This window comes from Corynebacterium glaucum, from assembly GCF_002287505.1.
Taxonomy (GTDB): Bacteria; Actinomycetota; Actinomycetes; order Mycobacteriales; family Mycobacteriaceae; genus Corynebacterium; species Corynebacterium glaucum.
Map to the genome: position 1 here is coordinate 723,568 of NZ_CP019688.1, position 21,835 is coordinate 745,402.

The 21,835-nt window shown below is 62.8% G+C and carries 21 protein-coding genes; 6 read left to right on the plus strand and 15 right to left on the minus strand.

The genetic code is table 11. From position 1 onward, the window contains the following. Window positions 1-3: 3 nt before the first annotated feature. Together CGLAU_RS12350 and CGLAU_RS03550 are read right to left on the minus strand one after the other, a co-directional pair. Window positions 4-177: a hypothetical protein gene (locus CGLAU_RS12350; RefSeq protein WP_198304996.1), complete on the minus strand. Its 174-nt coding sequence runs from the start codon at window positions 175-177 to the stop codon at window positions 4-6. Window positions 178-210: 33 nt separating this feature from the next. Beyond that, window positions 211-795 carry a TetR/AcrR family transcriptional regulator gene (locus CGLAU_RS03550; protein WP_095661016.1) on the minus strand — a complete coding sequence of 195 codons (585 nt, stop codon included), beginning with the start codon at window positions 793-795 and terminating at the stop codon, window positions 211-213. A gap of 189 nt (window positions 796-984) precedes the next feature. Between CGLAU_RS03550 and CGLAU_RS03555 the strand changes: the two genes are divergently transcribed. After that, a complete protein-coding gene (locus tag CGLAU_RS03555; protein WP_095659501.1) occupies window positions 985-2,181 on the plus strand; it encodes an MFS transporter in 1,197 nt (398 codons plus the stop codon). Between the two features lie 72 nt (window positions 2,182-2,253). Here CGLAU_RS03555 and CGLAU_RS03560 read toward each other — a convergent pair whose 3' ends face one another. Genes CGLAU_RS03560 through CGLAU_RS03575 form a run of 4 tightly spaced genes read right to left on the minus strand, consistent with a single transcriptional unit; the run spans window position 2,254 to window position 4,599 of the window. Next, on the minus strand, window positions 2,254-2,544 hold the full coding sequence (locus CGLAU_RS03560) for a glutaredoxin domain-containing protein (RefSeq protein ID WP_095659502.1): 291 nt from the start codon (window positions 2,542-2,544) through the stop codon (window positions 2,254-2,256). Next, complete coding sequence (locus CGLAU_RS03565; RefSeq protein ID WP_095659503.1) at window positions 2,541-3,026, minus strand: dihydrofolate reductase; 486 nt, start codon at window positions 3,024-3,026, stop codon at window positions 2,541-2,543. The genes CGLAU_RS03560 and CGLAU_RS03565 overlap by 4 nt, the downstream gene beginning before the upstream one ends. After that, entirely contained in the window at window positions 3,026-3,826 is an 801-nt protein-coding gene (locus CGLAU_RS03570) for a thymidylate synthase (RefSeq protein ID WP_095659504.1), read from the minus strand. The genes CGLAU_RS03565 and CGLAU_RS03570 overlap by 1 nt, the downstream gene beginning before the upstream one ends. Further along, entirely contained in the window at window positions 3,826-4,599 is a 774-nt protein-coding gene (locus CGLAU_RS03575) for a 3'(2'),5'-bisphosphate nucleotidase CysQ (RefSeq protein WP_095659505.1), read from the minus strand. The genes CGLAU_RS03570 and CGLAU_RS03575 overlap by 1 nt, the downstream gene beginning before the upstream one ends. A gap of 31 nt (window positions 4,600-4,630) precedes the next feature. Here CGLAU_RS03575 and CGLAU_RS03580 point away from each other — a divergent pair, with 31 nt between their 5' ends. Then, window positions 4,631-9,376 carry a DEAD/DEAH box helicase gene (locus tag CGLAU_RS03580; protein WP_198305005.1) on the plus strand — a complete coding sequence of 1,582 codons (4,746 nt, stop codon included), beginning with the start codon at window positions 4,631-4,633 and terminating at the stop codon, window positions 9,374-9,376. 95 nt (window positions 9,377-9,471) lie between these two features. Next, a complete protein-coding gene (locus CGLAU_RS03585; RefSeq protein ID WP_095659507.1) occupies window positions 9,472-10,287 on the plus strand; it encodes a DNA-formamidopyrimidine glycosylase family protein in 816 nt (271 codons plus the stop codon). Here the strand turns inward: CGLAU_RS03585 and CGLAU_RS03590 are convergent. The 5 genes from CGLAU_RS03590 to pgi are packed head-to-tail and all read right to left on the minus strand — an operon-like array spanning window position 10,244 to window position 14,718. Beyond that, window positions 10,244-10,687, minus strand: coding sequence for a type II toxin-antitoxin system VapC family toxin (locus CGLAU_RS03590; RefSeq protein ID WP_095659508.1), 444 nt, complete (start codon window positions 10,685-10,687; stop codon window positions 10,244-10,246). The genes CGLAU_RS03585 and CGLAU_RS03590 overlap by 44 nt on opposite strands. After that, the gene (locus tag CGLAU_RS12610) at window positions 10,684-10,914 is read right to left on the minus strand and encodes a FitA-like ribbon-helix-helix domain-containing protein (protein ID WP_095659509.1); all 231 of its coding nucleotides are present in this window, start codon (window positions 10,912-10,914) and stop codon (window positions 10,684-10,686) included. Before CGLAU_RS12610 ends, CGLAU_RS03590 begins: the two co-directional genes overlap by 4 nt. 36 nt (window positions 10,915-10,950) lie before the next feature. After that, window positions 10,951-11,577, minus strand: coding sequence for a DedA family protein (locus CGLAU_RS03600; RefSeq protein WP_095659510.1), 627 nt, complete (start codon window positions 11,575-11,577; stop codon window positions 10,951-10,953). A gap of 16 nt (window positions 11,578-11,593) precedes the next feature. Beyond that, window positions 11,594-13,081, minus strand: coding sequence for a glutamate--cysteine ligase family protein (locus CGLAU_RS03605; RefSeq protein WP_095659511.1), 1,488 nt, complete (start codon window positions 13,079-13,081; stop codon window positions 11,594-11,596). Then, on the minus strand, window positions 13,081-14,718 hold the full coding sequence (gene pgi / locus CGLAU_RS03610; protein ID WP_095659512.1) for a glucose-6-phosphate isomerase: 1,638 nt from the start codon (window positions 14,716-14,718) through the stop codon (window positions 13,081-13,083). Before pgi ends, CGLAU_RS03605 begins: the two co-directional genes overlap by 1 nt. Window positions 14,719-14,830: 112 nt before the next feature. Here pgi and CGLAU_RS03615 point away from each other — a divergent pair, with 112 nt between their 5' ends. Next, entirely contained in the window at window positions 14,831-15,196 is a 366-nt protein-coding gene (locus tag CGLAU_RS03615) for an antibiotic biosynthesis monooxygenase family protein (protein WP_095661017.1), read from the plus strand. A gap of 22 nt (window positions 15,197-15,218) precedes the next feature. Here the strand turns inward: CGLAU_RS03615 and CGLAU_RS03620 are convergent, their stop codons facing one another. Together CGLAU_RS03620 and CGLAU_RS03625 are read right to left on the minus strand one after the other, a co-directional pair. Further along, window positions 15,219-15,512 carry a chorismate mutase gene (locus tag CGLAU_RS03620; protein WP_095659513.1) on the minus strand — a complete coding sequence of 98 codons (294 nt, stop codon included), beginning with the start codon at window positions 15,510-15,512 and terminating at the stop codon, window positions 15,219-15,221. A 49-nt stretch (window positions 15,513-15,561) separates the two neighbouring features. After that, window positions 15,562-16,191: a LysE/ArgO family amino acid transporter gene (locus CGLAU_RS03625; RefSeq protein WP_095659514.1), complete on the minus strand. Its 630-nt coding sequence runs from the start codon at window positions 16,189-16,191 to the stop codon at window positions 15,562-15,564. A gap of 84 nt (window positions 16,192-16,275) precedes the next feature. On the opposite strand from CGLAU_RS03625, the gene pcrA reads away from it, so the two are divergent. Further along, window positions 16,276-18,603 carry a DNA helicase PcrA gene (gene pcrA, locus CGLAU_RS03630; protein WP_095659515.1) on the plus strand — a complete coding sequence of 776 codons (2,328 nt, stop codon included), beginning with the start codon at window positions 16,276-16,278 and terminating at the stop codon, window positions 18,601-18,603. Here the strand turns inward: pcrA and CGLAU_RS03635 are convergent. Then, window positions 18,600-19,295 (minus strand): M23 family metallopeptidase, encoded by a 696-nt coding sequence (locus CGLAU_RS03635; protein ID WP_095659516.1) that lies wholly within the window; start codon window positions 19,293-19,295, stop codon window positions 18,600-18,602. The two genes, pcrA and CGLAU_RS03635, sit on opposite strands and share 4 nt — an antisense overlap. Window positions 19,296-19,571: 276 nt before the next feature. Further along, window positions 19,572-20,315 (minus strand): M23 family metallopeptidase, encoded by a 744-nt coding sequence (locus tag CGLAU_RS03640; RefSeq protein WP_095659517.1) that lies wholly within the window; start codon window positions 20,313-20,315, stop codon window positions 19,572-19,574. A gap of 328 nt (window positions 20,316-20,643) precedes the next feature. Between CGLAU_RS03640 and CGLAU_RS03645 the strand changes: the two genes are divergently transcribed. Next, the gene (locus CGLAU_RS03645; protein ID WP_095659518.1) at window positions 20,644-21,828 is read left to right on the plus strand and encodes a cell division protein PerM; all 1,185 of its coding nucleotides are present in this window, start codon (window positions 20,644-20,646) and stop codon (window positions 21,826-21,828) included. Window positions 21,829-21,835: the final 7 nt, after the last annotated feature.

The window sequence follows — 21,835 nt, forward strand, 5'->3', positions numbered from 1 at the left end:
GGGCTACTCCTCGCCGGTCAGCTCGCGCAGCTTCGCGCGCACGGCGGAAGCCTCCGGGTTGGTTTCGTGGGTGCCGTCGAAAATTGTCCCGATCTCGACGCCGATGCGCGAAGCTTGGACACGAGTGCCAACTGCAGGCTTAAATCTGTCATCGATTGGAGTGGTTTCGTCGAGCACTGATTCGTGGCACCCAACCGTGCTCGATCGCGGCTAATGTAGTAGCCCTTTAGCCAGCGCCTGCGCTGCAATATCGATGTCTGTCGAGTCGGGCAAATCTTTGGGACTGATCACCGCTGAAAGCGTAAGTCCTTGTAATACCGCGATGGTCAGGCCCGCAATGGTTTCCGCGTCGAGCGAACTCTTCTCATCCCGCTTCAAAGCGTCCACGATGGTTTCCCGCCATGCATTTAGCCCATTGGATTTGGCGTCCGTGGCTTCGAAAGCTTGCGGAGCCGTGAGCACAGTCGTGGATGCGAGAGAACGAAACTGCTCGTCGGATCTGAGTAGGGCAATGTATGTGCGAAACAACGAGGCGAGGAATTCTTCTCCGGATTCCTTCCCGAGTTCAGGGCTGAACAAGCGTGCGCCATAGTCTAACCAACCCCAATTCAACGCCTCAGTCAGCAGTGCTCGTTTGCTCCGGAAATGGTGATTCAATGCTCCCCTCGTCACTCCAGCGCGCTCGGCGATGCTCTCGAAGGTCGAGGCCTTCCAACCCACCTCGCCGAATGACTGGAGGGCTGCCTGGAGTAGCGCTTCGCGCGTCTGAGCTGCTTCGGCCGCTGTTCTCTTCATGGAAACAGCATAAATCCGGTTCACGAGAACCTGGCTCACCGTGTCAGTTCCAGCTCGATTTCATTGTGGATGTCGTGGTCTAGCAAGATACATGTTAGTTTGTATGTAAAACACAGCCGCACCAGACTCCGGTAGACCGTGAACCGGTCGCTAGGAGGATCTGACAGAACCGTAAGGGGATACGTACTCATGACGAAACACCACCGCTCCAACTCCGCTGGAGGGACAACGCCTACGCGGGCGCTAATCGTGGGCTCCACCGCACTATTCACCGACATGTTGGTGCACGGGCTCGCAGTCCCAGTGCTTCCCCTTTTGCCCGCAGTTGTCGAGGAGGGCCCGGCGGCAACAGGCGTCTTGTTTTCCTCTTACGCAGTCGCGATGATCATTGCGACGTTGTTCGCTGGTCGGATGGTCGACCGATTGGGACCGAAAACACCACTGCTATTAGGACTCGTTGGCCTGGCCGTTGCAACGATGCTGTTTGCAACCGGGGGTCCGTACTGGCTGCTGTTGGTCGCCCGCCTCGCACAGGGTCTTGCCGGAGGAATGTCCTGGGTAGCAGCGCTTTCACTGATCGCCGCAACCACCCCGTTTGAGAAACGGGGTCAGGCAATGGGGATAGCAATGTCCACCATCACTCTCGGCGTGCTGATCGGCCCGCCCGTTGCCGGATTCCTGGTCGATCACTACGGCACCGCGGCACCGTTCCTCTTGGCGGCGGCGCTCGCACTTGCGGATGGCGTACTCAGGGTCGTTCTTATCGACGGCTCGCCCAAGGTTTCCGACGACCCCGGTGGCCCCGCTTCGGTCATGCGGGTTCCTGGTTCTCTCTCGATTGTGTTGGCCATCGTTGTCGGTGCGGGAGTGCTTTCCGGAATTGAGCCGGTCCTCCCAGTCCACCTAGGGGCCACTGCCCAGACAGTCGGTTTGCTTTTCGGGTTGGCGTCACTCACCGCCATGGTTGCGAATCCCGTTGTCGGCTATCTGGTTCCGAAGGTGTCCTCGAAGGTATTGGTCGGAGGCGGAGTCGTTGCCGCCGCAGCATCCTTGCTTGTCATTGGATGGGCAAGCGCACTGTGGGGGGTGTGCATTGGAATGGCACTTCTCGGAGCTTCTTCGGCGTTGCTGCTTGCACCTGCAACAACGCTAATTAGCGAGCAAGGGCTCCGTTCTGACCCTCCGACGCTTGGTGGTGCGTTCGCGCTCTACAACTTCGCTTATGCGGCGGGTCTGGCTGGCGGGCCCATGCTTACCGGGGTTGCCGTGCAACAGCTAGGGTTCTCGAGCGCGATGGCTGTGACCACGGGCGTGTTGGCAATCATCGGCTGCGCGAGCCTTTTCAAGCTGCCCAACCAGGGAGCCGGAACAATATCTCGAGACTGAAGGCCCGGCGCGATTTAACCGCCGAGCTTTGGGGAAAGAAAGTTGGTGCCCGTCAAACACCGTTGACCGTATCTAGTCCTCCTCGCCGGTCAGCTCGCGCAGCTTCGCGCGCACCGCGGAAGCCTCCGGGTTGGTTTCGTGGGTGCCGTCGGAGTACAGCACGGTCGGCACGACGCGGTTGCCGTCATTGACGCTCTCGATCCAGGCGTTGACATCGTCCATGCCCTCGGCCTCAACGTCGACCAGGTCGTACGGGGTCTCGGTGCGGTCGAGGCGCTCGCGCAGCTTGCGGCAGAAGGGGCACCAGTCCGCCGCGAAGATGGTCACGTGTGCGTCGGTGCTTGGGGGAGTAGGCGCAGTCATGCTTTCCTTTCAAAACGTTGGAACTTGTAGCGCAAGCCGGTAGTAGAGGTTTGCCATTCGCCGTCGGAGACGAGCTCGAACTCGTCGCCGATGCGTGGCGCGTAGACGGGAGTGGCGACGGCGGGTTCCAAGGTGGCGTCGATAAGCGTGCGTTCAATGACGTCGACCTCGTCGAGCGTTGCCTCGTAGAGCTGTCCGCCGCCGATGATCCACGCATCTGCCTCAAGGTCCGGCAAGTCGTGAGACACGTACGCGCCGTCAGACCACGCGCCGGGGGTGCGCGAGGAGAGCACGTGGTTCACGCGTCCTGGCAGCGGTTGAATCGGCAGGGCCTCCCACGTGCGGCGCCCCATGATGATGGGGTGGCCCATGGTGGTGTCTTTGAAGTGCTTGAGGTCTTCGGGCAGGTGCCAGGGCATGCCGACGCCGTCGCCGATCACTCCGTCGCGTGACTGCGCCCAGATCGAACCGAGTGTGGCCATTAGACGGAGACTTTCGCCGTAATGGTCGGGTGCGGGTCGTAGCCGGTGACCTCGATGTCCTCAAAGGTGTAGTCGAAAATCGAGTCGGCCTTGCGCAGTTTGAGCTGCGGGTAGGGCCGCGCCTCGCGAGAGAGCTGCTCTTTGACCTGTTCAACGTGGTCGTTGTAGATGTGGCAATCGCCGCCAGTCCAGATCAGCTCGCCCACCTTCAAGCCAGCCTGCTGCGCGAACATGTGGGTCAACAGCGCATAGGACGCGATGTTGAACGGCACGCCGAGGAACATGTCGGCGGAGCGCTGGTACACCTGCATGGACAAGGTGCCATCGGCAACGTAGAGCTGAAACAGCAAGTGGCAGGGCATAAGCGCCATCTTGTCCAGTTCGGCAACGTTCCACGCGGACACGAGGATGCGGCGCGAGTCCGGGTTGGCGCGCAGCATCTCCACGGCCTGTTCGATCTGGTCGACGTGCTGGCCGTTCGGGGTCGGCCAGGAGCGCCACTGCACGCCGTAGACCGGGCCGAGCTCGCCGTCCTCATCCGCCCACTCGTTCCAGATCCGGACGTTGTTCTCCTGCAGCCAGCGCACGTTGGAATCGCCGCGCAGGAACCACAGCAGCTCGCCGACGATCCCGTGGAAGTAGACCTTCTTCGTGGTCAGCAGCGGAAACGCCTCGGAGAGGTCGTAGCGGATCTGGCGGCCGAACACGCTCCTGGTGCCGGTGCCGGTGCGGTCGCCCTTCGGGGTGCCGTGCTTTAAGACGTCTGCAAGCAACTCCTCGTACGGGGTGGGCACACTCACTAGTTGGAAACTCCTTCGTAGCTGCCGTGCTCGTCGTGGTAGCGCGCGCAGGCGGCCAGGATGTCCTCGGCAAGCTCGGGGCGGCAGATCAGTAGATCAGGAATATAGGTGTCCTCGTTGTTGTAGCGCAATTCCGAGCCGTCCAGGCGCGAGCAGTGCAGACCCGCGGCCATTGAAACACCCACGGGAGCGGCCTGATCCCACTCATATTGACCACCGGCGTGAACGTACGCGTCGTAATCGCCGAGCAGCACGTGCATCGCCTTTGCGCCGGCGGAGCCGACCTGGGCAGTTTCAAAACCCAGCTCGCTTGCCACATACGCAGCGACAGCCGGGGGACGGTTGCGGCTCATCGCGATCTTGCCCGCGAACGGGCCGGAGACGTGGCGGACGTCGGAGGACTTGAACACCACCCCGAGGTCCGGCAGGCCCACAGCCGCGTGGGTGGGCACGCCGTCTTCCACCAACGCCACGTGCACAGCCCAGTCTTGGCGACCGGTGGCAAATTCCTTCGTGCCGTCAAGCGGGTCCACAATCCACACGCGATTGTTGCCCAAACGGCTGTGATCGTCCGCCGCTTCCTCGGAGAGGAATCCGTCGCCCGGACGGTGCTGCTCAAGCACGCGTGCAATCCAGTTTTGCGCGAGGTCGTCGCCAGCTTCACCGAGTTCACGGCCGCGCAGGAGGCCAACACCGCGGATGCCTTTGAGAATCTCGCCGGTGCCTTGGGCGATGAGGTTGGTCAGCCGGGAATCAGAGTACTGGGCGCTCATGGTTCCAGACTCTACCGGCTAAAGTATGCCCATGCCCCCTGAGAGTTCTTCCATCCTGAACCGGTTCCACCCGCAGGTGGCCACTTGGTTCGAGGAAGTCTTCCAGGCCCCGACCGCCGTGCAGGAGCAGGCGTGGCGCGCGATCTCGGAGGGAGAGAACTCTCTGGTGGTTGCGCCCACAGGCTCGGGCAAAACCCTCGCCGCGTTCTTGTGGTCGCTCAATTCGCTCGTGGAGCGCGCCGGCCAGCAGGCTTTGCCCATCGAGGGCTCAAGCTTATCGACGCACGGTGGAACGCGCGTCCTTTACATCTCTCCGCTCAAAGCACTCGGCGTCGACGTGGAGAATAACCTGCGCGCGCCTTTGTCCGGTATTGCACGCGTGGCGCGGCGCATGGATAAGGACATGCCGGATATCTCGGTGGCGGTGCGCTCCGGCGACACCCCCCAATCCGAGCGCAACCGGCAGCTGCGCAAGCCCCCGGACATCCTCATCACCACGCCCGAGTCCCTCTACCTCATGCTCACCTCCAAGGCGGCGGCCATTCTCAAGACCGTGGACACGGTGATTGTGGACGAGATCCACGCGCTCGCCGGCACGAAGCGCGGCGTGCACCTAGCGCTCTCCCTCGAGCGGCTGGAGCGTTTGGCAGGCAAGTTCCAACGCATCGGGTTGAGCGCGACCGTGCGCCCCTTGTCGACGGTGGCGAACTTCCTTGGGCCGCGCACCACCATCATCAACCCGCCTACGGAGAAGAAATGGGAGCTCACCGTCCGCGTACCGGTGGACGACATGAGCGACCTGCCCGTGCCAGAAGACGCCTCCACCATCGGCGAGGCGATCATCGACGACAAGCTGTTCCTTGACGGGTCTCCAGGTGACGGGGCTCCAGGTGACGGCGCAGGATCCGCCGCGGAGCCGATAGCGCCGCCGATCGGGGCGTCGAAAAGCATCTGGCCCCACATTGAGCAAGCCGTATACGAGGAGGTGATGGCGCACCGCTCGACGATTGTGTTTGTGAACTCGCGCCGGACCGCAGAGCGGCTGACCAGCCAGATCAACGAACTGTGGGCGAAGGAGCACGACCCGGAGGCGCTGAGCGCGCCGACCAGGCGGCCGCCAGCGCAGCTGATGAAGCCGGTGGATACAGCGGGGCACGCCGCGACTGTGATCGCGCGTGCGCACCACGGCAGCGTGTCCAAAGAAGAACGCCTGCAAACCGAAACGATGCTGAAAGAGGGCACGCTGAAGGCCGTGATCTCCACGTCTTCACTGGAGCTGGGCATCGACATGGGTGCCGTTGACCTGGTGATTCAAGTGGAGGCGCCGCCGAGCGTCGCATCCGGTCTGCAGCGCGTGGGCCGCGCCGGACACTCCGTGGGCGCGGTTTCTGAGGGCACGTTCTATCCGAAGCACCGCTCAGATCTAGTGCAGACCGCGGTGACCGTGCCGCGCATGCGCGCCGGGCTGATTGAGGAGCTGCACCCGCCGAAAAACCCGCTCGACGTGCTCGCGCAGCACACCGTGGCCGCGGTCGCGTTCGAGGACCTGGATGTGGACGAGTGGTACGAGACCGTCACCCGCGCTTGGCCGTACCGCGACCTGGCGCGAGATGTGTTCAACTCGGTGATCGACCTGGTCACCGGGGTCTACCCGTCGACGGACTTCGCAGAATTGCGCCCCCGCGCGATTCTGGAGGGCACCACCTTGAAGGCCCGACCCGGCGCACAGCGCGTCGCGGTGACCAACGCGGGCACCATCCCGGACCGCGGCATGTTCGGCGTGTTCCTCGTCGGCTCCGATGCGGAAGGCGGCGTACCCCGCCGCGTCGGCGAGCTGGACGAGGAGATGGTCTACGAGTCGCGCGTCGGCGACGTATTCACCCTCGGCGCGTCGAGCTGGCGCATCGAGAACATCACCCGCGACCAAGTGCAGGTTTCCCCCGCGCCGGGCCACACGGGGCGCTTGCCGTTCTGGACTGGTGACGCGCTTGGGAGGCCGTATGAGTTGGGGAAGGCGGTTGGGGAGTTTCGTCGACAAGCAAGCGAAGCCCTCGATCCTTCCTTAGACGAGCGGGCCCGCAACAACCTGCTGGCCTACCTGGCCGAACAGGAGGAAGCGACCGGAATCCTGCCGGACGACACGACGCTGGTGCTCGAGCGCTTCACCGACGAGTTGGGGGACTGGCGCGTGGTGCTGCACACCCCGTTTGGCAAGGGTGTGAACGCCGCGTGGGCGCTGGCGACCGGTTGGCGAGTGGCGCAGGAGACCGGCATGGACGCCCAGGCGGTGGCGGGCGACGACGGCATTGTGCTGCGCCTGCCGCAAGGCGACAAGGAGCCGGACGCGTCGGTGTTCCTGTTTGATGCGGACGAGATCGCCGACATTGTGACTGAGCAGGTGGGCAACTCAGCGCTGTTCGCGTCCCGGTTCCGCGAGTGCGCAGCGCGTGCGCTGCTCTTGCCGCGGCGCAATCCGGGCAAGCGCGCGCCGCTGTGGCAGCAGCGACAGCGCGCGGAGCAGCTCTTGGACGTGGCGCGCAACTATCCGTCGTTTCCGATCATCCTGGAGACGGTGCGCGAGTGTCTGCAGGATGTGTACGACCTGCCTGCGCTTACCGAGGTGATGCAGCACCTGAACACGCGGCGGGTGCGCATCGCGGAGGTGACGACGGATCAGCCGAGCCCGTTCGCGTCATCGCTGCTGTTCAACTACACCGGCGCGTTCATGTACGAGGGCGATACGCCACTGGCGGAAAAACGCGCGGCGGCGCTGTCTTTGGATCCTTCGCTGCTGGCGAAACTCTTGGGCACGGTGGAGCTGCGCGAGCTGCTCGACGCCGACGTGATCGCGGAGGTGGACCGCAACCTGCGGCGCGTGGGGCGCGCGGAGACATCCGAGCAGTTCGCGGACACGCTGCGCATCATCGGCCCGGTGCCGGTGGACGAGCTGGGGGAGTACACCTCCGTGCCGCTTGTCTCGCTCGAGCAATCACTCGGGCCCGCACGCATGATGCGGGTTCGCATCGGCGGCCGCGAGCACGTTGCGCAGGTGCTCGATGCGCCGTTGCTTCGCGACGCCCTTGGCGTGCCCATCCCGCCCGGCGTCCCCGCCCAGGTGGCCACGATCCCGGACGCCCTTGCCCAGTTAGTGGGCCGGTGGGTGCGCACCCGCGGGCCGTTTACGCTGCGCGATCTCGCCGAAGCGTTTGGTCTTGCGGTTGGTGGGGCGTTTGAGCCGTTGTCGCGCCTGGTCGAGTCGGACAAGGTCATCGAGGGCCGCTTCCGCCAGGGCGTGGACGAGCAGGAATACGTCGCGGCGGAGGTGCTGCGCACGATCCGAACGCGATCCTTGGCGGCGGCGCGGGCTCAGTCGCGGCCGGTGTCGCAGTCCGCGTTCGGCCGCTTCCTGCCCGCGTGGGCAAACGTGGCGCCCTCCGGGGTGGTGCCGGCACTGCGCGGGGCAGACGGGGTGTACTCGGTGCTGGAACAACTCGCCGGCGTACGCCTGCCGGCCAGTGCGTGGGAATCGCACATCTTGGCGTCACGCGTTGGGGATTACGCGCCGGAGATGCTCGACGAGCTCACCTCCGGCGGCGAGATCGCCATTGTCGGCGCCGGCAAGGCGGGTGCGCGCGACCCGTGGATCATGCTGCTACCCACCGACTACGCCGCCCAGCTCATGCCGCAGGTCGAACCGCCGGTGCTTTCACTGACGCAGCAGCAGGTGCTGGACCAAGTCGGCCGCGGCGGCGGGTACCTCTTCACGGACCTGTTGGCCGGACCCACTGGCCAACAGACCACCACCTCCGAAGAGCTGCGCGAGGCAATGTGGGACCTTGTCGAGGCCGGGTTCCTATCGCCCGACTCCTTCGCCCCGATCCGGGCGCGCTTGGCGGGCGGGAAGACGGCGCACCGGGCGCGCAGGAGACCGTCGAGAAGCAGGGTGCGCTCCGGCCGCACAAGTTTTGCCAACCTCACGCCCCCCGACATGGCTGGGCGCTGGGCTGCGACTCCCACTCCCGACGGCGACGCGACGCGGCGCTCGCTCGCGTTCGGCGAGGCCTGGCTGGACCGCTACGGCGTGGTCACGCGTGGCAGTGTCGTCGCCGAGGACGTGCTCGGCGGGTTCGCGCTGGCGTACAAGGTTCTTTCCGGGTTCGAGGAATCCGGCAAAGCGATGCGCGGATACCTCATCGAAGGCCTCGGTGCCTCGCAGTTCTCCACGCCCGCGACCATCGACCGGCTGCGCGGCTACCAGGATTCCGACGACGTGGTCGGCTGGCCATCCGGCACCCGCGAGCCGCTGGTCCACGTCCTCGCCGCTACCGACCCGGCCAACCCTTACGGCGCCGCGCTTCCCTGGCCGGAGCAGGGCCCCACTCGCTCGGCAGGGGCACTCGTCGTGCTTATCGACGGCTTGCTTGCCGCCCACATCACCCGCGGCGGCAAAACCATGACCACGTTCTTCGACCACTTCCCGGACGGTGTTGGCGACCCGATGCCGCTGGTGGTGCAGGCGCTGACCGACGCGGTGAACCGCGGCCGCATGTCGCCCCTGAGCGTGGAGAAACTCAACGGCGGCGGCGCGTTCGTTTTGCGCGACTACGGCGCGACGGTGACGCACAAGGGCGCGCGCATCGGCGGCAAGGTGCACGCCGCCCCGAAACGCCGCGGCCGCAGCGTCACCGAGGCCATCGAGGAGATGGAGGGGACCGCGCGGACGGCTGGGCTGGTTGATCTCGACGGCTTCGACGAGGAGCTCAGCTTCGACGATTGATGCCTAGCGGCGGATGGCATGAGGTGCCCGCTCTGTAAAAGATTGCCCGCGTCTTACAGAATGGAACGAGACGAGAGGGGTGTACCCTCGCACGCATGCCCGAAGGCGATTCCGTCTACCAGCTCTCCAAACGCCTGCAGTTCATGGCCGGCCGCGAGGTCACGCATACGTCGCTGCGCGTGCCGCGTTACGCCACCACCGACTTCACCGGCATGACCTGCACGCGGGTGTGGCCCTACGGCAAGCACCTGTTTATGGAGTTTGCCGCCGAGGGCTACGAGCCGCAGGTGCTGCACACCCACTTGAAGATGGAGGGCACCTGGGCGATGCACCGCGCCGGCGACCGGTGGCGCAAGCCCGGTTACACCGCGCGGGTAGTCCTGCGACTCGCGGACCCGCCGCATAAGGACATCGAGCTGGTCGGCCACGAGCTCGGCCTCGTTGAGGTTTGGCCCGCGCGCGACTACGACGAGCGGATGGGCTACCTCGGCCCGGACCTGCTCGCGGAGGACTTCGATTTCGAAGAAGCTTATCGACGCCTCGTGGAAGACCCCGATCGGGAAATCGGACGCGCCCTCTTGGATCAGTATCGGGTGGCGGGCATCGGTAACGAGTACCGCGCGGAGATCTGCTTCCTCGGAGGGGTGCACCCGAGTGCAAAGGTGGGGGACGTGGACGTCGATAAGCTCTTGGAGCTCTCGCGGCGCCTGATGTGGGCGAACAAGGACGAGCCTGTGCGGGTGACCACGGGTGTGAAGCGGGCGGGAGAGACGTCGTACGTGTTTGGGCGCAACAACAAGCCGTGCCGCCGGTGCACGACGCTGATCAAGAAAGGGTTCCTCGGTGGGGAGGGGGACTTGGAGCGGGTTATTTGGTGGTGTCCGGTGTGCCAGCCTGAGCCCAAGGATTAATTACTTCAACTCCCGTGTGCTCGAAGTCGCCCACGCTTCGGGTGGCCAGCGGGGCGCCGTGGCTCCGGCAGATAGCCGCGATCATTGCGTCTTGCGGTGAGATAGGTTTCCCCTCTGCCTTTCGCAATACCAACACTGTGGCGTACTCGACCGCGGCGAAATGGTCGAAAGGGAGAACCGAGCCGAGTTGCTCGAACTCGGAGAGTTGCGCGATTACAACCTCCGAAAGCTTTGTCTTGCGGTGCCCGTGCGGCATGGCACTCAAGCCTGCCCTCAACTCTGCCGCCGTAACCGCGGTGATCGAAGTTTCATCGTTGAGAGCCGCTAACCACCGCAGGACGGAAGAATGTGGCGACGGTTTAGTTACCTCGGAGAGCACATTCGTGTCCAGAACGATCATGAGAAATCGGCGTAACGCGCTTCGCCCTCTCTGGGTGGTAAGGGAAAGTCGTCGACAGCGTGCTCGCGGGTCGCTTCGTAGAGAGCCAACGCGATGTTGTGGGGGCGGGTTCCTTCTTCGATAAGTCTACGAGCTTCTGCTTCCATCGAGCGACCGTTTCTTTCGGCCTGCTGAACGAGCCTCTTCTTTACCGATTCGTCGAGGCCCCGAACAATTATCGATGTCATTACCCCACCTCCTACCGTTTGATAGCAATCATGCTATCACGCCTGAGCCTGGCCGCGCTCCTTGATTGCGCGGCGGATGAAGAAGATAAGGAAGCCCAGGATGATCAGGGCGAGGATCGCGTAGATCACATTGGAGTAGGTGTCCGCGTACTCGGTGGCCTTCTCCCAGTTATCGCCGAGGATGAAGCCGAGGTAAATGAGGATGGCGTTCCAGATGCCGGAGCCGAGGGTGGTCCATAGGCCGAAGGTGACCAGGTTCATCCGGTCGAGGCCGGCTGGGATCGAAATCAGTGAGCGTACACCTGGGATGAGGCGGCCGAAGAAGATCGACGGCTTACCGTACTTAGTGAAAAAGCTCATCGCGGCATCGACATCGGACGCCTTCACCAGCCACATCCAATCGGCGATCGCGCGCAGGCGGGCAAGGCCCAGCCACGCGCCGATACCGTACAAGACGTAGGCGCCGAGTACGGAACCGACCACCGACCAGATGAACACCGAGAGGAAGTTCAAGCTGCCCTGGGCGACGGTGAAGCCCGCCAGGGGCAGCACCACTTCCGAAGGAATCGGGGGGAAGAGGTTCTCTAAAAGAATGGCGATGCCGACACCAGGGGCACCGAGGACCTCCATGAGGTTCACAATCCAGTCAATGATGCTCTGCACAACCGGCTATTGTGCCCTACTCAACCTCGAGCGACCAAGTGTGCACCGGCGCGCCAGTGTTCTGATTCTTCAGGTACTGCCTGAGCAGACGCTCGAGTGCGTCCCGACGCTCGGCCGTCTCGGGGCGCGATGCGGGTGCGATCCGGTTGAGCGCGTTGAGCTGCCACATCGCGCCGTTCTGCCGGTTTCGCACGCGGCCCTCCATGATGGAGAGGTACTCGTCGGCACAGCTCGGGGAAACGTTGAGCGTTTTCAGCCCATCGGCCGCGATTTGCAGCAGATGGTGCTCAACGAGGTCAGTCACTGGAAGCGTGCCCAGAGTCGGCCACTCCAGGTTGGCAGTGAGTCCGTGGCGCGCGCCCTGACGGAAGTTTTCCCGCGCAGCTTCGAAGCTCAGCCGCGACCAGACCGGACGGGTCTGGTCGGCGAGAGTTTTCACGCAGCCGTAGTAGAACGCCGCATCAGCGATGATGTCTTTGACCGTGGGACCTGCGGGCAGGATGCGGTTTTCCACGCGGATGTGGCTGAGTTCCCCATTCGGATCATAAATCGGGCGGTTCCAGCGCCAGATGGTGCCGTTTTGCAGGTTGAGGTAGTGCAGGCCGGGGCTGTCGCCCAGCATCTCGGGCTTGCCTGCCTCCGCGCGGCCCTCCGGCAGAAGGGGAGAGAAGTAGCGGACGTTCTCCTCGAAGAGGTCGAACACCGAGGTGATCCAGCGCTCGCCGAACCACACGCGCGGGCGCACGCCCTGGTTGATCAGCTCCTTGGTGCGCGTGTCTATCGCCTGCTTGAACACGGGGATGCGCGACTCGTGCCACACGCGGTGCCCCAAAAACAGCGGGGAGTTGGCTGACAGAGCGACCTGGGCACCAGCAATGGCTTGCGAGGCGTTCCACGCGTTGGCAAACATGTCCGGTTTTACTTGCAGGTGCAACTGCATCGAGGTGCAGGCGGACTCCGGTGCGATGCTGTCGAAGTCGTGGCCGTAAGTCTCCTCGCGCCACAGATGCATCTCAACCAGCTCGCCGCGCGACTCCATGACAGAGCGGTTCAGCCCCGAGTAGCGGTTCTCCGGCGTCATCCACTCCGGATCCTCGAGGAAAGCCGTGCTCAGCGTGGGCAGGGTACCGATCATTGCAAGCTGCGACCCGACTTCGCCAGCTGCCCGACGCACGTGGTCAAGACGCTCCTGTAAGCCCTGCTCCAGTTTCGACAGGCCATCGCCCTCGATGGAAAGCGGCGGGTGATTGAGCTCCACGTTGAACTGGCCAACTTCTGCCTGGTACTCATCACTCAGCGTTTGAAGGACCTGCTGGTTCGTGGTGTGGGGCCGCATCCGATCGTCGACAAGGTTCAGCTCAAGCTCGAGCCCGATCGTGCCTTTGTCGATGAACTCTGCCTCTTGCAAGTGGCGGTCGAATGCTTCGAGTTCCTCCTCGAGCTGGCGGCGGTAGACCGTGCGCTGGCGAGGGGTGTATGAATCAACCGAGATTTGCTCGCCCATTAGCGGTTGCTCCGGTACCAGGAGATGAGAGCGTCGGTGGAGGAGTCGCCGGTGTTCGGGGTTTCCCTGCCTGCGACAGCGTCGGCTAGATCGTTGGCCTGCTGCTTGCCCAGCTCCACGCCCCACTGGTCAAACGAGTTGATGTCCCAGATGGTGCCTTCGGTGAACGTGATGTGCTCATAGAGCGCGATCAGGCTACCCAGCGCGTACGGGGTGAGCTCCTTGGCCAAGATTGTGGTGGTGGGACGGTTGCCCGGCATCACCTTGTGTGGGGCGAGTTCGCGTGAGATGCCTTCGTCTTCAATCTCTTGTTGGGTCTTGCCAAACGCTAGCACCTTGGTCTGGGCGAAGAAGTTGCCCATGAGCAGGTCGTGCATTGAGCCAGTGCCGTCGGCGGTGGGGAAGTCCTCCTTCGGGGTGGCAAACCCGATGAAGTCTGCGGGAATGAGCGATGTGCCCTGGTGAATGAGTTGGAAAAACGCGTGCTGGCCGTTGGTGCCCGGCTCGCCCCAGAAGATTTCACCGGTGTTGTAGGTCACGGCGGTGCCGTCGTGGCGCACAGACTTGCCGTTGGACTCCATGGTCAACTGCTGCAGGTATGCGGGGAAGCGGGAAAGGTCCTCGGAGTACGGCAGCACCGCGTGGGTCTGCGCGTCGAAGAAATTGCGGTACCAAATGTTGAGCAAGCCCATAAGCACCGGCACGTTCTGCTCGAACGGTGCGGTGCGGAAGTGCTCATCCATGGCGTGGAAGCCGTCGAGCATGCGCATGAAGTCCTGCGGGCCGATCACGGCCATCAGGCTCAGGCCGATCGCGGAGTCCATGGAGTAGCGCCCGCCGACCCAGTCCCAGAAGCCGAACATGTTGGAGGTGTCGATGCCGAACGCTGCAACCTTCTCCGCGTTCGTCGACACTGCGACGAAGTGCTTCGCAATCGCGGACTCGTCGCCGTCGAATTGCTCCAGCAGCCAACGTTTTGCCGCGTGCGCGTTGGCCAAGGTCTCCTGGGTGGTGAAGGTCTTCGAAGCGACGATGAACAGGGTCTCTTCCGCGTTGCAGCGGTCCAGCACAGCGGCCAGGTCAGCAGGATCGACGTTGGACACGAACTCCGCCGTAATCCCCGCGGTGGCGTATGCGCGCAGCGCCTTCGTCGACATTGCCGGGCCCAAATCGGAGCCACCAATGCCGATGTTCACCACCTTCTTGATCGTGTGCCCGGTGTGGCCTTGCCACTCGCCGGAGCGCAGGGCGGATGCGAAGTCGCGCATCCGGCCGAGCACCTCGTGCACATCGGCGGCAACATCCTGGCCGTCTACCTCCAGCTCCGCATCCACTGGCATGCGCAGCGCCGTGTGCAGAACCGCACGATCCTCCGTGTTGTTCAGGTGGGCGCCGGCAAACATCTCGTCGATACGCTCGCGCAAGCTCGCCTCTTCAGCAAGAGCAACAAGTTGCTTCACGACGTCCGCGTCAACCAGATTCTTCGAAAGATCAGCCCGCAGCCCGGCAGCCTCGAAAGTGAAGTGCTCCGCGCGGTTGCTATCTGCGACGAAATGATCGCGCAGTGTCGTCTCTGACTTTTCCGCGTGCAGTTTCTTCAGGTTGTTCCAGGCATCGGTCGTGGTGATGTCGCTCATTGTTCCTCCCAGGTGCGTGCTGGTATTCGTCGCCGGTAGTTGCTTTCCACGGTAATCAAAAACAGTTGTCGGGGCCGGGGGAACATTCTTCGGGCGGGGCATAATGGCGGGCATGAGCATTGTGAAAATCAACGCGATTACTGTCCCTGAAGGAGCCGGGGAGGAACTGGAGCGTCGCTTCCAAGCCCGCAAGCATGCTATCGATTCGCAGCCTGGGTTCGAAGGCTTCCAGTTGCTACGCCCGGTCAAGGGTGAAGAGCGCTACTTCGTAGTCACCCGCTGGGCCGACGAGGATGCATACAACGCATGGTGGGAGGGTGAAGGCCGTGCAGGCCATGCCCAGTCCGGCGATCCCGGCGAGGGCCACGGACACGATGAAGGTCACGCTGAGGGGCGCGGCGGCGAGCGCAAGCCAGTTTCCTCGAAGGCTGAGCTGCTTGAGTTCGAGGTTGTCCTCGACTCGCTCGAGCAGGACTAGAGCTCTCGCGGTTTCAGTCCCGTTACCCCAGTTTGCCGCGGCCGAGGCGCAGAAGAATCTGCGCTAGCCCTGGCCCTTCTTCGCCGAGCTCGTCGCGGAACTGGTTAATAATCGCCACCTCGCGGGTGTGCACGAGCTTGGTGCCTCCGGACCCCATGCGGGTTTTGCCAATGGCCTGCGAGATCTCGGTGCGGCGCTTCACTGCGTCCAGGATGACCCGATCTAGCCGATCAATCTCCTTGCGGTACTCCTGGATCTCCGCGTCGGACAACGGGTCGTCGGTACCGGAGGGCATGCGGATCTCAAGCTCGCTCATGGGAAATGATTATGCCTGACCGCCAGCGCCGACCTGTTGCTTTCCCCCCCTAGATAGACGACGTGACCAGCATCCCAGCCATGATGAACATAGTAATGGCCACCAGAACCTCGATGATCCGCCAGGCTCGGGGAGAGGAGAGTAGGGGAGCGAGCTGGTAGGCACCGAACCCGAGACCTGAGAACCACACGATGGAGCCCAACAGGGCACCGAGGCTGAAGAAAAAACCGTGATCCCCGTGCTGGTGCGCAACGCTGCCCAGCAAAATAACGGTGTCCAGGTAGACGTGCGGATTCAACCAGGTGAGAGAGAGTGTGGTCACCGCGACGCTGTGTAGCGTTGTCGCGTCCGCGTGCCCATTCGCCTGGTCCGGTGTAGAGACCTCGAGAGACTCTTCACTGCGAAGGTTCCGGAGAGACTGAAGCCCGATGTAAACGAGGTATGCGGCGCCGAGCCATTTCATCGCGGTGATCAACTTGGGCTGCTGGCTCAGAAACGCCCCGAGGCCGAAATAGCCAGCCATGATTAAGGTCGCGTCGGACACGATGCAGATCGCAACGACCGGCACAATGAACTCGCGCCGAATACCTTGGCGGAGCACGAACGCATTCTGCGCTCCGATTGCGGCGATGAGTCCGAGTCCCATCGCAAAACCGGTACCGAGGGCGCTTGCAGGCATGGTTCGAAAGATTACCGCGGTGCGTCTCCCGGAGTTCGAACACCCGCACGAGTCGTGTTGGAGGCGGTGGGTAGGGTTTAGCCCATGAGCAATCAGACCGATCTGACGCTGGGGCTGAACCCGCAGCAGCAGGCCGCCGTAGTGCACGAAGGTGGCCCGCTGCTCATCGTCGCGGGTGCGGGCTCGGGCAAAACTGCGGTGCTCACCCGCCGCATTGCGCACTTGCTGCAAGACAGGGGAGTGGCACCCTGGCAGATTCTCGCGATCACGTTTACCAATAAGGCCGCGGCTGAGATGCGCGAGCGCGTTGCGGCGTTAGTCGGGCAAACAGCTGAGCGCATGTGGGTGGCAACGTTCCACTCGGTGTGCGTGCGCATCTTGCGCCAGCAGGCCCAGCTCGTGCCGGGGTTGAACACCAACTTCACTATCTACGACGCGGATGATTCTCGCCGCTTGCTCGGCATGATCGCGAAGGACTTTAACCTCGATCTGAAGAAGTTCACGCCCCGCACGCTCGCCAACGCGATCTCAAACCTCAAGAACGAGCTCATCGGCCCTGAGCAGGCGCTCCCAGAGGCGGAGCGGACCCACAACCCGTTCGAGACCACGGTGGCGAAGGTCTATGCGGAATATCAACGCCGGTTGCGTCAGTCCAACGCTCTCGACTTTGACGACCTCATTGGTGAGGTGGTGCGCATTTTCAAGATGCACCCGCAGGTCACCGACTACTACCGTCGCCGCTTCCGCCATGTGCTGGTGGACGAGTATCAGGACACGAACCATGCCCAGTACGAGCTGATTCACACCCTGGTAGGCGATGGGCCAGACGCGCCAGAGCTCGCCGTCGTGGGCGACTCCGACCAGTCCATTTATGCGTTCCGTGGCGCGACCATCCGCAATATCGAGGAGTTTGAGCGCGACTACCCAAATGCCACCACGATCGTGCTGGAGCAGAACTACCGTTCGACGCAGAACATCCTCAGTGCTGCGAATTCGGTGATTGCCCAAAACGTTGACCGTCGCCCGAAGAAGCTCTGGACGGATCACGGGTCGGGCGAGAAGATTGTGGGCTACGTCGCCGACAATGAGCACGATGAGGCACGCTTCATCGCCGCCGAGATCGACGCACTGACCGACCAGGGCGTGCGGTACTCCGATATCGCGATCATGTACCGCACCAACAACGCCTCTCGTGCGATGGAGGACATCTTCATCCGTTCCGGCATCCCGTACAAGGTCGTTGGCGGCACCCGCTTCTACGAACGGCGAGAGATCCGCGATATCGTTGCGTACCTCAAGGTGCTAGATAATCCGGATGACACGGTGAGTCTGCGGCGCATCGTCAACGTGCCCAAGCGCGCCATCGGAGACAAAGCCCAGGCGATGGTTGCACTCCACGCCGACAATCACGGTCAGAGCTTTGGCCGCTCGCTTATCGACGCTTCGTTGGGCAACGTCGACATGCTCAACTCCCGCTCAACCAACGCCATCTCCGGGTTCGTGCAAATGATGGAGGGTATCCGTGAGGAAATGCCGCAGATGGTCAACGAGGTCACCGGCATGCCGGACCTCGGCCAGCTGGTAGCGCGAATTCTAGATGCCACCGGGTACAAATCGGAGCTCGAGGCATCGAACGATCCTCAAGATGCTGCGCGTCTCGACAACCTCAACGAGCTTGTTTCCGTCGCGCGCGAATTCTCCTCGGAGGCGGCCAACCAGCTCGCATACATGACGCAGGAAGACCTTGACGCAGCAATGGAAGAGGGGGAACCCGCCCCAGGATCACTTCAGGCCTTCTTAGAGAAGGTTTCGCTAGTCGCTGACGCGGATCAGCTGCCGGACAATGATCAGGGTGTGGTCACGATGATGACGCTGCACACCGCAAAGGGCCTGGAGTTTCCGGTGGTGTTTGTTACAGGCTGGGAAGACGGGCAGTTTCCCCACCTGCGCTCGCTCGGCGATCCGGAGGAACTTGCCGAGGAGCGCCGTTTGGCATATGTGGGCATCACCCGCGCCCGCGAGCGGCTGTACCTCACGCGCGCGATCCTGCGCGCTTCGTGGGGCGCTCCGGTAACTAATCCCGCCAGTCGCTTCCTCGCTGAGGTCCCGGAGGACCTCGTCGACTGGCGGAGGGTGGCACCTGAGCCGGAGTTCAACTCGAGCGCGTGGGGCACACCTGCTTCCGTTCCCGCACGGGCGAAACGTACACGGCGCGGTATTGCGGGCGATATGAAAGTGAATAAGAACCTCGAACTGGCCGTTGGTGATCGCGTCAACCACGCGAAGTACGGCCTCGGCACGGTGCTCACCGTAGAAGGTACCGGTGTGCGTGAGACGGTAACGGTGGACTTCGGTTCTTCTGGCACGGTCCGTCTCATGCTGATCGGTGGCGTGCCAATGGAGAAGCTTTAGCTCGGAATCGAGATGCCTCGGGCGTTGAACCACGCCACTGGATCAGCCTGGGTGACTCCATCCGGCTTGATTTCGAAGTGCAGGTGCGGGCCGGTGGACTGGCCTTCGTTGCCGATCTTGGCGATCTGCTCGCCGGCGGAGACACGCTGGCCGACGCTGACGTTGTAGTCGCGCATGTGGCCGTAGACGGAGACCTCGCCGTCATCGTGTCGAATGACGACCCAGTTGCCGAAGCCCTGGGCGGGACCCGCGTTAATGACGGTTCCGTCCATCACAGCGTAGATCGGGGTGCCAATCGAATTCGCGATGTCGATGCCGTTGTGCAGCGTTCCCCAACGCGAGCCGAAGCCAGAGGTAAATGTGCCCTCAGTGGGTGTGACAACTTTGCGGCCGTCAGAAGTGCTGCCCTCCTGGGAGGAAACCCAGTTTTCGGGCAACTCAGGTGCGAATGCCTCTGCTACCTCATCACCCAGTGAACGAGGGTCGTACACTACCGAATATCCGGCGTAGCTCAGGGTGGCACCGGAAGTCACGATCGTGTTTGCTGCGTCGGCCAGGGCCTTGAGCGTTTGCTGGCCGTTGTCGGTGGGAACTCCGTTGACGTGGAGGGTGACAGCACCAGCGTGCGGGGCGGCTGCGGCAGTTAGTACTAGCACCGCTGCGAGAGCGGTGGAAAGCAGACGACAGTTCATGGTGGAGCGAAACCTTTACGTTCGGTGGGTGATACCGCCGTAGAATGTAACGCCGTTACATCCCTTTGACAATGCGTTGACGTGCATGTTTGTCGAAAGAGTGTTTCAAACGCCAAAGAAATGCGCAGGTCAACAAAATGTTACTGGTGTGAAGATTGTTACGAATGTGATTATTGTTCGGGGGTAAAACCGGGGTTGCCCGAGCGCGAAAAACCCGCCACCTTGAGGGTGGCGGGTGCGTTGCTCTGCGCTAGTTAAGGCGATTGCGCGCGAGGGTTAGAGGGAGATGCCTCGCTCGGCAAACCATGCGGCCGGATCCACGGGAGTGTTGCCGTCCGGGTGGATCTCAAAGTGGAGGTGGGTGCCGGTGGAGAAGCCCATGTTGCCCATTCCGGCGATCTTCTGGCCCGCGGTCACGCGCTGGCCGGCGACCACATCAAGGCTCTCCATGTGGCCGTAGATGGAGAGTGAGCCGTCATCGTGCTTGATGCGGATCCAGTTGCCGTAGCCCTGGGCCGGGCCGGAATCGATCACGGTGCCGTCCATGACTGCGAGGATCGGGGTGCCGTTCGCGTTGGCGATGTCGACGCCGGAGTGGAATGCGCCCCAGCGCGGGCCGAAGCCGGAAGTGAAAGCGCCTTCGGCCGGCTTGACCACGTTCGGCATGCGGGCCTGCAGGTCGGCTGCCGCGACCTCGGCGGAGTGCTCGACGGCCTTCACCAGCTGATTGGACAGGTCTTCGACCGGCTTGTACTCGGTGATCGTGAGGATCTGCGGGGCGGCCTCTTCGATCACGCCTTCAGCTGCGGTATCGACAACGTCGAGCAGCTCCTCAGAGTCAGCGGCGAGCTCAAAGTCGAGGTTGGCTTCCGCCGTCTTGTTGGTGGTCAGTTCGCCTGCGGCGGCACCGGAGAAACCTGCAGTCGAGACCGCGCCGGTGGTAACTGCCACCATGGCAACGCGGCCCTTGTTCGGGGACTGCTTGCGGTGCTTACCACCTTTACGAGACGAGTTGTACATATACCCTCTTTGCGCAGATCCTTAGGTTACGTTTAAACCGCTCGTGCTCATCCGTAACCATCTCGTTATCTTGACGTTGCTACTGTAACGAATCGGTTTCGGTGGAGCAACCCAGTTCGCGAACAAAGTACGTCGTTTTGTTCTGAATTTCCGTTACGTCGTTACTTGAGCCACTTTAGTCACACGCGTTACCGTCGGTTGCCCCCATATGCGGACGAGTGTCCCTATCCAATCAGTGCCTTATGTAATGGCAAAGTAAGCGGGGATGAGTAACACACAGAGCACGCGCCCTACCGCCTCCCGTCGCCGGAGGCCGGTAAAAGGGCTCGTGACCGGGCAACAACGGGAGAAGCCTGAACCGAAAGCGCCCGAAACTTGGGCGCAGCGTCTGAAGCAATACGTGCCGTCCGCAGTTGCGCCGCTCGCTGTGCTCGCCCTCGCTACCGGCGTTACCTGCTTCGCAGTGATCTTGCTCTCAGATTGGGGCATGAAATACCTGCCCGCCGCAATCGGGCAGTCCTGGCTCACGTTGCACGGCGTGCCGCTGCGCATCGACGGAGTCGAGTTGTCGCTCGTGCCGCTGCTACCCGCAGTGGGGATCGTTGCGCTTGTCGCCTCCCGCATCCGCGCCGCAACGAAGACTCGCGTCAGCGTGTTGGACCTCGGAGCCATCTTTGTCCTCGTGACGGTGACGTCGCTCGTGCTAAGTGTGGTCTCCCTGTTCATGGTCGCGGATGCGTCCCATGTCTTTGCGATTGCTCCGCCCCATCCAGCGGCCGCGATCCTCATGCCGCTCGGCCTGCACCTCGCCGGCTTTGCGCTCGGCATCAGTCCTGTCGTTTGGCGGGTCATCGCGAAACGCTCCGGAATCCCACCTGAAACTGTCATCACTGCTGGTGCCGCGCTACGCGTCATGCGGGATCTCGTGCTCGCCGCGGCCGTGGTGTACCTGGTATTGCTCGCACTGAACTACCGCCACATCGCTGAGGCGGTCGGTGCATATCCGAACCTCGGTTGGTCCGGGGGACTCGCGCTCACGCTGCTGTGCCTCGGCTACCTTCCGAACGCGGCCGTGGCAACGCTTGCAGTGCTCCTAGGCGGCACGTTCGAATACGCAGGAGCGACGGTAAGCCTTTTCGATGCCACCTCGGTAGCACTGCCGCCACTGCCAATCTTCGCGGCCGTGCCGGCCAGCGCGCCCGTCTGGGTGCCTGCACTCATGCTCATCCCGGTCGCAGTCGTCTTGCGGTTTGCTCTTACCAGGAGCTTTTCGCTTATCGACGTCGCCGCCACCGCCACTTGGGCGGCAGTCCTGGGCCTTGTGGTGGCAAGCTATGCAAGCGGCACTGCGGGTGCCTACGGTCATGTCGGCCCCAACCCGTGGGCGTTCGCGGTCTTGATGTTCCTCTGGACCGCGTTGCCCGGCTTGATCGCGTGGCTGGTTTCTCTCGTTCGGGCGCGTTCCGCTGGCGAAGACAGCGGCCAAGACAGCGGCAAAGACGGCCAGGTCTAAACTCGAC